The sequence below is a fragment of the Pseudomonas cerasi genome (assembly GCF_027983475.1).
In the GTDB taxonomy this organism is placed as follows: Bacteria; Pseudomonadota; Gammaproteobacteria; order Pseudomonadales; family Pseudomonadaceae; genus Aquipseudomonas; species Aquipseudomonas cerasi.
Window position 1 is genome coordinate 1,622,017 of the sequence record NZ_JAQJVM010000001.1, and the last position, 12,403, is coordinate 1,634,419.

At 60.1% G+C, this 12,403-nt stretch carries 11 protein-coding genes; 4 read left to right on the top strand and 7 right to left on the bottom strand.

All coding sequences use genetic code 11. The features are described 5' to 3' along the window. The first annotated feature begins 73 nt into the window (after positions 1–73). Positions 74–1,222, top strand: coding sequence for an acetylornithine deacetylase (gene argE, locus PI739_RS07040; RefSeq protein WP_003367423.1), 1,149 nt, complete (start codon positions 74–76; stop codon positions 1,220–1,222). A 140-nt stretch (positions 1,223–1,362) separates the two neighbouring features. Beyond that, on the top strand, positions 1,363–2,661 hold the full coding sequence (gene argA / locus PI739_RS07045; RefSeq protein WP_003367421.1) for an amino-acid N-acetyltransferase: 1,299 nt from the start codon (positions 1,363–1,365) through the stop codon (positions 2,659–2,661). A gap of 330 nt (positions 2,662–2,991) precedes the next feature. Here argA and gshA read toward each other — a convergent pair whose 3' ends face one another. The 3 genes from gshA to PI739_RS07060 form a co-directional block, all read right to left on the bottom strand. Beyond that, positions 2,992–4,584 carry a glutamate--cysteine ligase gene (gshA, locus tag PI739_RS07050; protein ID WP_003432210.1) on the bottom strand — a complete coding sequence of 531 codons (1,593 nt, stop codon included), beginning with the start codon at positions 4,582–4,584 and terminating at the stop codon, positions 2,992–2,994. Positions 4,585–4,826: 242 nt separating this feature from the next. Beyond that, positions 4,827–5,210, bottom strand: coding sequence for a PaaI family thioesterase (locus PI739_RS07055; RefSeq protein WP_003367417.1), 384 nt, complete (start codon positions 5,208–5,210; stop codon positions 4,827–4,829). Continuing rightward, the gene (locus PI739_RS07060; protein ID WP_054081223.1) at positions 5,210–7,528 is read right to left on the bottom strand and encodes a Tex family protein; all 2,319 of its coding nucleotides are present in this window, start codon (positions 7,526–7,528) and stop codon (positions 5,210–5,212) included. The genes PI739_RS07055 and PI739_RS07060 overlap by 1 nt, the downstream gene beginning before the upstream one ends. Before the next feature lie 299 nt (positions 7,529–7,827). Between PI739_RS07060 and ompR the strand changes: the two genes are divergently transcribed. Beyond that, positions 7,828–8,568 carry an osmolarity response regulator transcription factor OmpR gene (gene ompR, locus PI739_RS07065; RefSeq protein WP_003318889.1) on the top strand — a complete coding sequence of 247 codons (741 nt, stop codon included), beginning with the start codon at positions 7,828–7,830 and terminating at the stop codon, positions 8,566–8,568. A gap of 163 nt (positions 8,569–8,731) precedes the next feature. Further along, entirely contained in the window at positions 8,732–10,042 is a 1,311-nt protein-coding gene (locus PI739_RS07070) for an ATP-binding protein (RefSeq protein WP_003432212.1), read from the top strand. 249 nt (positions 10,043–10,291) lie between these two features. Here the strand turns inward: PI739_RS07070 and PI739_RS07075 are convergent, their stop codons facing one another. From PI739_RS07075 to PI739_RS07090, 4 genes are all read right to left on the bottom strand, one after another. After that, positions 10,292–10,759, bottom strand: coding sequence for an inhibitor of vertebrate lysozyme family protein (locus tag PI739_RS07075; RefSeq protein ID WP_003367410.1), 468 nt, complete (start codon positions 10,757–10,759; stop codon positions 10,292–10,294). 2 nt (positions 10,760–10,761) lie between these two features. Further along, positions 10,762–10,926, bottom strand: coding sequence for a DUF1328 domain-containing protein (locus tag PI739_RS07080; protein WP_002555679.1), 165 nt, complete (start codon positions 10,924–10,926; stop codon positions 10,762–10,764). Positions 10,927–10,981: 55 nt separating this feature from the next. Beyond that, positions 10,982–11,269: a hypothetical protein gene (locus PI739_RS07085; protein WP_003432215.1), complete on the bottom strand. Its 288-nt coding sequence runs from the start codon at positions 11,267–11,269 to the stop codon at positions 10,982–10,984. 229 nt (positions 11,270–11,498) lie between these two features. Continuing rightward, entirely contained in the window at positions 11,499–12,338 is an 840-nt protein-coding gene (locus PI739_RS07090) for a BON domain-containing protein (protein ID WP_003367404.1), read from the bottom strand. Positions 12,339–12,403 lie beyond the last annotated feature (65 nt).

Below are 12,403 nucleotides of genomic sequence, written 5' to 3' on the forward strand. Positions count from 1 at the left end.
CCGAAACGGTTTATTCCTGGGTTGCTATGGCCCTATGATGGGCCGTGTTCCGTCCCGATTACAGGAAGCGTCCATGCCGTTGCCGTCCATGAAAGACCAGTTCGCCGCCCTGATCGCCGTACCCTCGGTGAGCTGCACTCAGCCTTCTCTGGACCAGAGCAACCGCCCCGTCATCGATCTGCTGGCCGGATGGCTCGGCGATCTGGGGTTTGCCTGCGACATCCAGCAAGTGTCCCCCGGCAAGTTCAATCTGCTGGCGACCTATGGAACAGGCCCAGGCGGTCTGGTACTGGCGGGGCACAGCGATACCGTGCCGTTCGACGAGGCGCTGTGGAAGACCGACCCCTTGAAGCTGACCGAGGTGGATGGCCGCTGGGTCGGGCTGGGCAGTTGCGACATGAAGGGCTTTTTTGCGCTGGTCATCGAAGCGGTGCGTGGCCTTCTTGACCAGCCGTTCAAGCAGCCGCTGCTGATCCTCGCCACTTGCGACGAGGAAAGCTCGATGGCCGGTGCCCGTGCGCTGGCCGAGGCCGGCCGCCCGCTGGGTCGTGCGGCGGTGATTGGCGAGCCGACCGGGCTCAAGCCGATCCGCCTGCACAAGGGCGTGATGATGGAGCGCATCGATATTCTCGGGCGCAGCGGCCATTCCTCCGATCCGAGCCTTGGGCACAGCGCACTCGAAGCCATGCACGACGCCATCAGCGAACTCAAGGGCCTGCGCACGCAGTGGCAAGCGAAGTACCGCAACCCGCAATTCACGGTGCCGCAGCCGACGCTGAACCTGGGCTGTATTCATGGCGGCGACAACCCGAACCGGATTTGTGGCCAGTGCTCGCTGGAATTCGACCTGCGTCCGCTGCCGGGCATGGACCCGGAAGTGCTGCGCTCGGCCATTCGGCAGAAGCTGCAGCCGCTGGCCGAGCTGCATCAGGTACAGATCGACTATGCGCCATTATTCCCCGAATGCGCGCCGTTCGAGCAGGTCGCTGACGCTGAACTCGTGCGTGTCGCTGAACGTCTGACCGGTCATACGGCCGCAGCAGTAGCATTCGGCACCGAAGCGCCTTATCTTCAGCGCCTTGGCTGCGAGACACTGGTGCTCGGCCCGGGCGACATCGCCTGTGCGCATCAGCCGGGGGAATACCTCGAAATGTCACGTCTTGACCCTACAGTGCGTCTGTTACGTCAATTGATCGAACATTACTGCCTGACGCCCCAGTGAGTCAGGCATAACCTGTGTTAATGAAAGCATCTTGAGTAAAAGGAGACTGCGCGTGCTGCCAAGCCTGTTCCGACGATAACCACCACACCGTTGTGCGTGCTTCTTTTTTTCGTCCATTTTTTCTACAGGCTCTTGTTGTCATGCCCGAATACGTCAACTGGCTTCGCCACGCGTCTCCGTACATCAATGCTCACCGCGATTGCACCTTCGTCGTCATGCTGCCCGGCGACGGCGTTGCGCACCCCAATTTCGGCAACATCGTCCACGACCTGGTGCTGCTGCACAGCCTGGGCGTGCGCCTGGTGCTGGTTCACGGTTCCCGCCCGCAGATTGAAAGCCGTCTGGCTCAGCGCGGTATCACCCCGCGCTTCCACCGCGACATGCGTATCACCGATACCGAAACGCTGGAGTGCGTGATCGATGCCGTGGGTCAGCTGCGCATTTCGATCGAGGCGCGTCTGTCGATGGACATGGCCGCCTCGCCCATGCAGGGCTCGCGGTTGCGAGTGACCAGCGGCAACGTCGTCACCGCACGGCCTATCGGTGTGCTTGAGGGTGTCGATTATCAGCACACCGGCGAAGTGCGCCGGGTCGACCGCAAGGGCATCAATCGCCTGCTGGACGAGCGTCATATCGTGCTGTTGTCGCCATTGGGTTATTCACCGACCGGCGAGATTTTCAACCTGGCCTGTGAAGACGTCGCCACCCGCGCGGCCATCGATCTGGCCGCCGACAAACTGCTGCTGTTCGGCGCCGAAACCGGCTTGCTGGACGAGCAGGGCCGGTTGGTGCGCGAACTGCGTCCGCAACAGGTGCCCGCGCACCTGCAGCGCCTGGGTGCCAACTATCAGGCGGAACTGCTGGACGCCGCGGCCGAGGCCTGCCGTGGCGGTGTCGCGCGCAGCCATATCGTCAGTTATGCCGAGAACGGCGCGCTGCTCACCGAACTGTTTACCCGCGATGGCGGCGGCACGCTGGTCGCGCAGGAGCAGTTCGAACTGGTGCGCGAAGCGGCCATCGAGGACGTCGGCGGTCTGATGGACCTGATCACGCCGCTGGAAGAGCAGGGCATTCTGGTGCGTCGCTCCCGCGAAGTGCTGGAACGCGAGATCACGCAGTTCAGCGTGGTTGAGCGCGAAGGGCTGATCATCGCCTGTGCTGCGCTGTATCCGATTGCCGATTCGGAGTCGGGCGAGCTGGCGTGTCTGGCGGTCAATCCGGAATACCGGCACGGTGGCCGTGGTGACGAGCTTCTGGAGCGTATTGAAAACCGCGCCCGGGCCCTGGGTATCAAGACCCTGTTCGTCCTCACCACCCGCACCGCACACTGGTTCCGCGAACGCGGTTTCGAACCCAGCAGCGTCGACCGTCTGCCAAGCGCTCGCGCCTCGCTGTACAACTACCAGCGTAATTCGAAGATCTTCGAAAAGGCGATATAAGCCTGGGGGCGGACGCAGAGCACTCTTGGCTATATTTTGTGGGAGTGAGCTTGCTCACGAAGAGGCTGGCACAAGCCGCCGGAAAGGGACGTTTGAACCGTCCCTTTCGTGAGCAAGCTCACCCACGCCCTTCGGGCAGAAGCGCAGAGCCTTGGGCACGATAGTTGAGATGATCGTTCCTCACGCTCCAGCGTGGGAATGCAGTTCTCGACGCTCTGCGTCGTCAAGAGGACGCGGAGCGTCCAGAAAGGCATGCGACGCAGAGCGCCGCACGATAGTCGCGCCTGCACCGGCACCTTCGAGAGCAAGCTCCCCACAGTGATTGCACGATCAGTTGCTGATCGACAGAATGCTCGCCTGATACGACCCCACGAACGTGTCGAAATCCACCACTTCCTCGGTCGCTTCCAGTTCGGCCTGTTCTTCGATCGAGGTTTTGGCCTGGGCTTCGAAGTCTGCCTGTTCCTGAGCGCTCAGCGGGTGAGTGCGGAAGTATTCGGCATGGACCTGACTCTGGCGCAGGGAGAACGCGGTAAAGCCCTCGTTATGCGCTTCCATGCTGGCCAGCACCTGAGCAGACGGTGTGAGCGCGGTATCGTCGATCTTGGCCTGTTGCACGGCAATCGATTTGAGGTGCTCATCGGTGCCCTGAGCCTGATCGAGCAGGCGGGCAATCGGCGTTATCTTCTCCACCAGCTCGGTTGCCCAGGTCTTGAGATCGACAGGGCGGTTGTCACGCATCAGGCTCAGGCCCGGGCGACGCCCTTCCTTGACCACTGACAGGAAGTTCGAGCTTGCGTTGGAGCATTCGTGGCTGGCCAGTTGCTGGCTTTCCTCGAGGGCGCAATACAGCACGAAGGCATCGATGAAGCGCGACTGCTCCAGGCTGATGCCGGTCGGCAGGAACGGGTTGATGTCCAGGCAGCGAACTTCGACGTACTGCACACCACGGGCCACCAGCGCCTGAATAGGGCGTTCGCCGCTATAAGTCACACGCTTGGGACGAATGTTGGAGTAGTACTCGTTCTCGATCTGCAACACATTGGTATTGAGCTGTACCCACTCGCCGTTCTGGTCATGAGTGCCGACCTCGACGTAAGGCTTGTAAGGCGTGGCCACAGCCTTGCGCAGGCTATCGGTGTAGCTGACCAGATCGTTGTAGCAAGGGGTCAGGTCGGCCTGGGCGTCACTCTGATAACCCAGGTCGCTCATGCGCAGACTGGTGGCGTACGGCAGGTACAGGGTGTCGGCGTCGAAGTGTTGCTCCAGCTGATGCTTGCGGCCGCGCAGGAACCCCGCGTCGAGTGCCGGTGAAGCACCGAACAGGTACATCAACAGCCAGCTGTAGCGGCGGAAGTTACGAATCAGCGCGATGTAGGAATGCGACTGGTAGTCGCGGGCATCGCCGGCAAAGTCTTCGGTCTGCTTGAGCAGCGCCCACGCGTCTTCCGGCAACGAGAAGTTGTAGTGAATGCCGGCAATGCACTGCATGGTCTTGCCGTAACGCAGCGCCAGGCCCTTGCGGTACACGTACTTGAGCTTGCCGATGTTCGACGTGCCGTAATAGGCAATCGGTATGTGCTCTTCGTCCGGCAACGGGCAAGGCATCGACGGACTCCACAGCAGTTCGTTGTCCAGCTTGCTGTAAACGAAGCGATGGATCCGGTCCAGGTTGTCGATGGTCTCGGCCGGGTTCTTCAAGGCTGGCGTGATGAACTCCAGCAGCGATTCGGAATAATCGGTCGTCACCTGACCATTGGTCAGGGCGGCACCCAGAGCTTGCGGGTGGGGCGTCCGGGCCAGTTCTGCCGTTGCGGTAACGCGCAGGCACTCACGCTCGATACCGTGCAGGCACTGCTCCAGCAGAGAGAGGTTGTTACGCTCGCCGAGCAATGCAAGACGACGGTTTAAAAGTTCGCTCAAGGTGTAATCCTTCACGCATCGGTCGCCCCGATATGGGGGTGGACTTGACGGTCTACAAGGGTGAAGAAAGGAACTGGCGTAGTCGCCTGGTGGGTCGGTAGCGCCTGTTCACAATCACTGCTCTTTGTCGTACTACCCAAATGGACTCGGCACCACGCTAATGGTGCCGAAATTAACCCAAATGATGTCGGTACGGCTAGGTTCAGTTCGCAGGGATGCTTTTCATCAGCCCTTGATCAAGTCTAGATCACCGCAAATGTGCCCTGGGCCTTGGCGACGAGCTTGTCGCCCTGAACGACTTCAGCCTCGACCACCAGCGTGCGGCGACCCGCGTGCAGCACCTTGGCGATGCACAGGACTTCGCCCTCGGAGACGCCACGCACGTAGTTGATCTTGCACTCGATGGTCACGCTGCGCTGGTCGAAACCGTGAGCGCTGGAACAGGCCAGGCCCATGGCGATATCGACCAGGCTGAAGATTGCACCGCCGTGCATCACGTTGCCGCGATTGCGCAGGTGCGCCTCCAGCGGCAACGCAACTTCGGCAACGCCCTCGTCCAGACGCCGCAGCTCGCAGCCGAGCATCTTGAAATAGGCGCTGTGGGTCAGATCTTCAGGAATATCCATCAGCGCTTCTTCAGTTGCTTGGCATTGGCGAACAGCGACGCCATCGCATTGTTGGCGGGCGCTGGCGCAGTGGTTTCCTTACGCGGAGCGTTGTTCTGACGAGGCGAAGAACCTGGACGGGCACCGCGTGCGCCATCGATTTTCTCGCCGGGCGTGTCGCTCATGCGCATCGACAGGCCGACGCGTTTGCGCGGGATATCGACTTCCATGACCTTCACTTTCACCACATCACCGGCCTTGACCGCTTCACGCGGGTCCTTGATGAACTTCTCGGACAACGCCGAGATGTGTACCAGACCGTCCTGATGCACGCCGATATCGACGAACGCACCGAAGTTGGTGACGTTGGTGACCACGCCTTCGAGGATCATCCCCAGTTGCAGGTCCTTGAGGTCTTCGACCCCGTCCTGGAACTCGGCAGTCTTGAACTCCGGACGCGGATCACGGCCCGGTTTTTCGAGTTCCTGAAGGATGTCGGTCACGGTCGGCAGACCAAAGGTCTCGTCGGTGAATTTCTTCGGGTCCAGGCGCTTGAGAAAGCTGGCGTCGCCGATCAGCGAGCGAATGTCCCGGTCGGTTTCAGCCGCAATGCGCTGCACCAGCGGGTAGGCTTCCGGGTGAACGGCGGAGGCGTCCAGCGGGTTGTCACCGGTCATGACGCGCAGGAAACCGGCGGCCTGTTCAAAGGTTTTTTCGCCCAGGCGGCTGACTTTCTTCAGCGCCGCGCGGGTCTTGAACGCGCCGTTTTCATCACGATGCGCAACGATGTTCTGCGCCAGCGTGGTGTTGAGGCCGGAAATGCGTGCCAGCAGCGCCACGGAGGCCGTGTTCACGTCCACGCCCACGGCGTTCACGCAGTCTTCCACCACCGCATCCAGGCCGCGCGCCAGCTTGAGCTGCGACACGTCGTGCTGGTACTGGCCGACCCCGATGGATTTCGGGTCGATTTTCACCAGTTCGGCGAGCGGGTCCTGCAAGCGACGGGCAATGGATACCGCGCCACGGATCGACACGTCGAGGTCCGGGAACTCCTTGGCGGCCAGTTCCGATGCCGAGTACACCGAAGCGCCTGCTTCGGAGACCATGACCTTGGTCATCTTCAGACCCGGGTATTTTTTGATCAGGTCGGCAGCCAGCTTGTCGGTTTCGCGGCTGGCGGTGCCGTTGCCGATGGCGATCAGGTCGACCGAATGCTTGGCGCACAGTGCGGCCAGTACGGCGATGGTCTGGTCCCACTGGTTTTTCGGTACGTGCGGATAGACGGTGGCGTAGTCGAGCAGTTTGCCGGTGGCGTCGACCACGGCGACCTTGCAGCCGGTGCGCAGACCTGGGTCGAGGCCCAGCGTGGCACGCTGACCGGCCGGCGCGGCCAGCAACAGGTCGTGCAGATTGTGGGCGAACACATTGATCGCTTCGGTTTCCGCGCCGTCACGCAGCTCACCCAGCAGATCGGTTTCAAGGTGGCTGTACAGCTTGACCTTCCAGGTCCAGCGCACCACTTCGACCAGCCATTTGTCTGCCGGGCGGTTCTGGTTCTGGATGCCGAAGCGCTCACCGATCATCAGCTCGCACGGGTGCATGGCGCCCGGCAATTCTTCACCGACTTTCAGTGCGGAGCTCAAAAAGCCTTCGTTGCGACCACGAAAAATCGCCAGCGCACGGTGCGACGGCATGCTCTTGAGCGGTTCGTCGTGTTCGAAGTAGTCGCGGAACTTGGCGCCTTCCTCTTCCTTGCCCGGTACCACGCGTGCGCTGATCACCGCTTCCTGCTTGAGGAAGCTGCGCAGCTTGTCCAGCAGCGAGGCATCCTCGGCAAAGCGCTCCATCAGAATGTACTTGGCGCCTTCCAGCGCGGCCTTTACATCGGCTACGCCTTTTTCCGCGTCGACGAAGCGGGCTGCTTCTGCTTCAGGGGCCAGGCTCGGGTCGTTGAACAGGCCATCGGCCAGTTCGCCCAACCCGGCTTCAAGGGCGATCTGGCCCTTGGTGCGGCGTTTCTGCTTATAAGGCAGGTACAAGTCTTCGAGGCGGGTCTTGGTATCGGCCAGCTTGATGTCGCGCGCCAGCTCCGGGGTCAGCTTGCCTTGCTCTTCGATGCTGGCAAGAATGCTGACGCGCCGTTCGTCCAGTTCACGCAGATAACGCAGGCGCTCTTCCAGATGGCGCAGTTGCGTGTCATCAAGACTGCCGGTCACTTCCTTGCGGTAGCGGGAAATGAAGGGCACAGTCGAGCCTTCATCCAGTAGTGCTACGGCCGCTGCGACCTGTTGTGGGCGTACGCCGAGTTCTTCGGCGATGCGGCTGTTGATGCTGTCCATAAAACCACCTGGAGTTGTGAGCAAAAAACTGGGCTATGTACGAATTGCCTTGCCTGGGTATCGTGCGCCAGCATTTATTTTCAGGGCTGGCGAACCGCCATGAGTCCGGCGTTGCCTGACTTCGAGGGCGGCGCATTATACCCAGCGAAGCCGGATTAGGGGATCGGCCGACAAATGGGGTGTTTTTTCGGCGAAAACGCAGGCACAAGTGTCGCCTCCAGTAAAATCTGCTAACAATGCACAAGGTGCGCATCACCGCAGCTACGCCATAATGCGCCCCGAGATCAGAGGAGCATCCGATGAGCAGCACCGCACAAAATGCCGAAGGCGAAAAAATCCTTATTGTCGATGACGATCCGGGGCTGAGCAGTCTCCTGGAACGTTTTTTCACCAGCAAGGGCTACCGTGCCCGCGCCGTGGCAAATGTGGAACAAATGGACCGACTGCTGGCCCGTGAGGTTTTCAACCTTGTGGTGCTGGACCTGATGCTGCCTGGCGAAGACGGCCTTTCAGCCTGTCGTCGTCTGCGTGCCGCGAACAATCAGGTGCCGATTATCATGCTGACCGCCAAGGGCGATGAGCTGAGCCGCATCAAGGGGCTCGAACTGGGTGCTGACGATTATCTGGCCAAGCCGTTCAACCCGGACGAGCTGATGGCGCGGGTCAAGGCGGTGTTGCGTCGTCAGGCGGCACCGGTGCCCGGCGCCCCTGGCAGCGAAGACGAGTCGGTCAGTTTCGGTGACTACGTGCTGTCTCTGGCAACCCGCGAGCTCAAGCGCGGTGAAGAAGTGCACATGCTCACCACCGGTGAATTCGCGGTACTGAAAGCGCTGGTCATGCACGCTCGCGAGCCGCTGACCCGCGACAAACTGATGAACCTGGCGCGTGGCCGGGAGTGGGATGCGCTGGAGCGATCCATCGACGTACAGATTTCCCGTCTGCGTCGCCTGATCGAGCCTGACCCGTCCAAGCCCCGTTATATCCAGACGGTCTGGGGCGTAGGTTATGTATTCGTTCCGGACGGTGCCGGAAGTCGCTGATAACCCGGTTGTCGGCACAGACATCCGTCATTGCTGCCAGTTACGTCGATAATCTTTCACAAGCTTATCGACGTACTGGTTTTTTGCGTTCGTCCATCGGGTCCGGCCCGCGTTCGGCAAACCTGCGAGCCTCGCTCGCCCTGCAAAGTGTATGGCTGCAGTTATGAAGACTCCGCTCTGGTTCCCGCAAAGCTTTTTCTCCCGCACGCTCTGGCTGGTGCTCATCGTCGTGCTGTTTTCCAAGGCCCTGACGCTGGTTTATCTGCTGATGAACGAAGACGTGCTGGTCGACAGGCAATACAGCCACGGCGTTGCTCTGACACTGCGTGCTTATTGGGCTGCCGGTGAAAGCGACCGCGATGCGATTGCCGAGGCGGCAGGTCTGATTCGGGTGGTGGGCGGTGGCGTGCCGGAAGGTGAGCAGCACTGGCCTTACAGTGAGATCTATCAGCGGCAGATGCAGGCTGAGCTGGGCGCCGACACGGAAGTGCGTCTGCGGGTACACGCGCCACCCGCGCTGTGGGTGCGAGCGCCGAGCCTGGGTGACGGTTGGCTGAAAGTGCCGCTTTATCCGCACCCGTTGCGCGGTCAGAAAATCTGGAACGTGCTGGGCTGGTTCCTGGCCATCGGGTTGCTCTCCACGGCATCAGCCTGGATTTTCGTGCGTCAACTGAGTCAGCCGCTCAAGCGTCTGGTGTTTGCGGCGCGCCAGTTGGGGCAGGGGCGCAGCGTGCGGCTGCCGGTGAGTGACACGCCGAGCGAGATGACCGAAGTCTATCGGGCCTTCAATCAGATGGCCGAAGACGTCGAGCAGGCCGGGCAGGAACGCGAGCTGATGCTGGCCGGGGTTTCCCACGACCTGCGCACACCGCTGACGCGCCTGCGCCTGTCTCTGGAGCTGATGAACGACAATGAGTTCTCCGAAGGCATGGTGCGCGATATCGAGGACATGGACGCCATTCTCGATCAGTTCCTGGCGTTCATCCGCGATGGCCGTGACGAGGAGATCGAAGAGGTCGATCTGGGGCATCTGGTGCGCGATGTGGTTGCACCCTTCAATGACGATGAAGACAGCATCCGTCTGTGTCTGGAGCCTATTCCGCCCTTCCCGCTGCGTCGGGTGTCGATGAAGCGCCTGCTGACCAACCTGATTGGCAATGCCAAGCACCATGCCGGCAACGGTATCGAAGTCGCTGCCTATGTATCCGGTGACCGAAACGCGCCCTACGTAGTGTTGAGTGTGCTGGACAGGGGGGCGGGCATCGATCCGTCCGAACTGGACACCATTTTCAACCCGTTCATTCGCGGTGATCGCGCACGCAGTGGCAAGGGCACCGGCCTCGGCCTGGCCATCGTCAAGCGTATTGCTGCCATGCACGGGGGTAACGTCGAGTTGAGGAATCGTTCGGGAGGTGGTCTTGAAGCACGCGTCAGGTTGCCACTGGGGCTGATGTTGCCGAGGGATGCAATTTAGGATCGAAGCAGGAAGGAAATATAAAGCGCCGTGCAAGGTCACTGGAGGCGTTCGAAAGGTCGACGCATTCTCGTGGACTTGCACGGCGGCTTGCCTGACCCGGCCCTTGGCGGAGGTACTCCCTGTACCCCTAGGTCACGCCGATCCACTTGATCAACGCGTCCCGGCCCCCTGGTCATGCGCGTACCTTCCTCAGGCCGCACAAAGCCGAAAGGTGTCGACTCCTGGAGTCGACACCTTTCTTCTGAATCAATACCAGTTAGGGTCTTTGCGCAGCTCTTCATTCAAGAGCTTTTGCATACCCTCGTCAGGCTTACCCAGATAACGGTAAGTCGCGTGACGTGTTGGCGATTTGTCTGCGGGAAGACCGGCAGGCACTTCAACCAACATAGCGTAAGCATCTTCCTTGTCGAGGCTGAAAGCCACGATCAGGCGCTTGCTTTTGCACGTATCGGCCGTTTCGCAAAGCGGCCCAACCAGATAGTTGTCGCCATCTTCAGTGGCCGCCGTCATCTGCTGCTCGGAAGCACCGGACAGGTTGATCACCCAATCCGGCAAACGCTCTTCCTTCTTGACGACTTTCGCCCAGGTGGTGCGGTACTCGGGGGCGGAGCTCAGAAGCTCATTGACCCGAGACTGTCCATCATTGGCTGCCATGGCCATGACACTGCCACCCATCAACAGGGCGGCGGCCAGTGTGCGAAATGACGTGTGCATTATCAGCCTCGACCGCGACGACCGAAGAAGAACGACACAACGAACATCACCAGGAAGACGACGAACAGGATCTTGGCGATACCAGTAGCCGTGCCCGCGATACCACCGAAGCCCAGTACTGCAGCGACGATAGCGATGATCAGAAACGTGATTGCCCAACTCAACATGGTGATACTCCTTTTTGATGCCGTTTTAATAAGGGGTGCAGCTTTTAAGGTCGGGTCAGAAAACCCATTTTTGCTGTGGAGCGACTTCATCTACAGAAACCAGGCCGTCAACGTTGCGCAGGCTTGAGGACATGTCCTTGACCGCTGGAGCGCTGACGCCGCGATAGGAGATGCTGCTGGTCTGGATGAATTGCTGTTTTGGTTGAGTTGCCTCGTTGGCTTGATTCCAACGCTGGAACTGCTGAATGGCGATCAGAGTGACGAGCAGGGCAAGGAGCAGAAAAAGACCTTGCTGGATGTGCAGGGGAGAGATACGCAATTGTGAAATACGCTGGCTGTTCATCTGCAAACTCCCCTGGCCTGAGTGGGCATTCAATCTGATGGGTCGTTGTGTATCGACCTTTGTTGAATAGGTTATTGCAGACTGCATGCCAGTTTTTTGAGTGGATTAAAATCCTTTAAAATCAACAGCTTATTAAGTTTGCCGAGAGCGTCCTACCAGCAAGCTGCACGATTACCCCTTTGTAATCGTGCGTTCTGCACGAAGCGTTCGACACGCCGGCCCTGAACTGTCAGCCTGCGCTGCGCGCCATGACCTTCAGTGCGTCGCCGTTGACGCCTTTTACGCCACGAATATTTCGCGCGATTTCCACGGCCAGTTCCTTCTCGGCGAAGTTGGCAACCACGCCATTCAGGCTGACCACACCTGCCTTGGTGTCTACTTTGATATTCAGCCCATCCAGCGTCCGGCTGTAGATCAGGCTCGCCTTGACCTTGCTGGTGATCCAGGCGTCACTCATTTCCTCGGTCGGGGTCAGCGACTGTGGCTGGGTCTTGGCCGCAATCGAGTCGGCCGCGCTGAGGCTGATCAGGTTGTTGACGCTGACCACGCCATCGGTGTTACTCGCCAGGCTGCCCGCCAGTTCCTTCGCTTCAGGGCTTTGCGCGCGGCCCTTGAGGGTGATCACGCCGTCCTTGCTGTCAACATCGATGGTCAGCGCTTCGGTCACGCTGCTCCACAGCAGTTTGGATTTCACCGTCGCGACCAGCGTCGCATCCTCGAAGCGCTGAGCCATGTTGGTCCGTGTGCCGGGCTCGCTGGCAACAGAAGGATCTACCTCCAGCTGGTTGTCGACCTTTTCAATGCCTTTGGTATCCAGCGCGATGCGTTCGGCCAACTCGCGGTCCACTTCGTTTTCAACCTTGCCCTTGAGCGTCGCGGTGCCTTGTTCGACACCCACATCGATCTTGAACGGGCTCAGATGCTTGTTCAGCGCGAAAGCTGTCCAGATCGAACCTTCCTGACGCGCCTCGGCGAGTTGAGTGGGCAGGTCTGGCTGGGCGAGCACCGGGCCGCTGCCCAGCAGCGCAGCGGCGGCCGTGATCAGAGCAATCTTTTTCAGTGAAAACATAGGAGCGTTCCTTTTGCGGTGAGATCTCGTCTCCGAATGGACGGTTTTAACGGCATAAACGCGGA

Excerpts from the sequence above, each read along its gene's own strand:
- argE (WP_003367423.1), top strand. The coding sequence starts at position 74 with ATGCCGTTGCCGTCCATGAAAGACCAGTTCGCCGCCCTGATCGCCGTA.
- argA (WP_003367421.1), top strand. The coding sequence starts at position 1,363 with ATGCCCGAATACGTCAACTGGCTTCGCCACGCGTCTCCGTACATCAAT.
- PI739_RS07055 (WP_003367417.1), bottom strand. The coding sequence starts at position 5,210 with ATGGATATTCCTGAAGATCTGACCCACAGCGCCTATTTCAAGATGCTC.
- PI739_RS07060 (WP_054081223.1), bottom strand. The coding sequence starts at position 7,528 with ATGGACAGCATCAACAGCCGCATCGCCGAAGAACTCGGCGTACGCCCA.
- ompR (WP_003318889.1), top strand. The coding sequence starts at position 7,828 with ATGAGCAGCACCGCACAAAATGCCGAAGGCGAAAAAATCCTTATTGTC.
- PI739_RS07070 (WP_003432212.1), top strand. The coding sequence starts at position 8,732 with ATGAAGACTCCGCTCTGGTTCCCGCAAAGCTTTTTCTCCCGCACGCTC.
- PI739_RS07075 (WP_003367410.1), bottom strand. The coding sequence starts at position 10,759 with ATGCACACGTCATTTCGCACACTGGCCGCCGCCCTGTTGATGGGTGGC.
- PI739_RS07080 (WP_002555679.1), bottom strand. The coding sequence starts at position 10,926 with ATGTTGAGTTGGGCAATCACGTTTCTGATCATCGCTATCGTCGCTGCA.
- PI739_RS07085 (WP_003432215.1), bottom strand. The coding sequence starts at position 11,269 with ATGAACAGCCAGCGTATTTCACAATTGCGTATCTCTCCCCTGCACATC.
- PI739_RS07090 (WP_003367404.1), bottom strand. The coding sequence starts at position 12,338 with ATGTTTTCACTGAAAAAGATTGCTCTGATCACGGCCGCCGCTGCGCTG.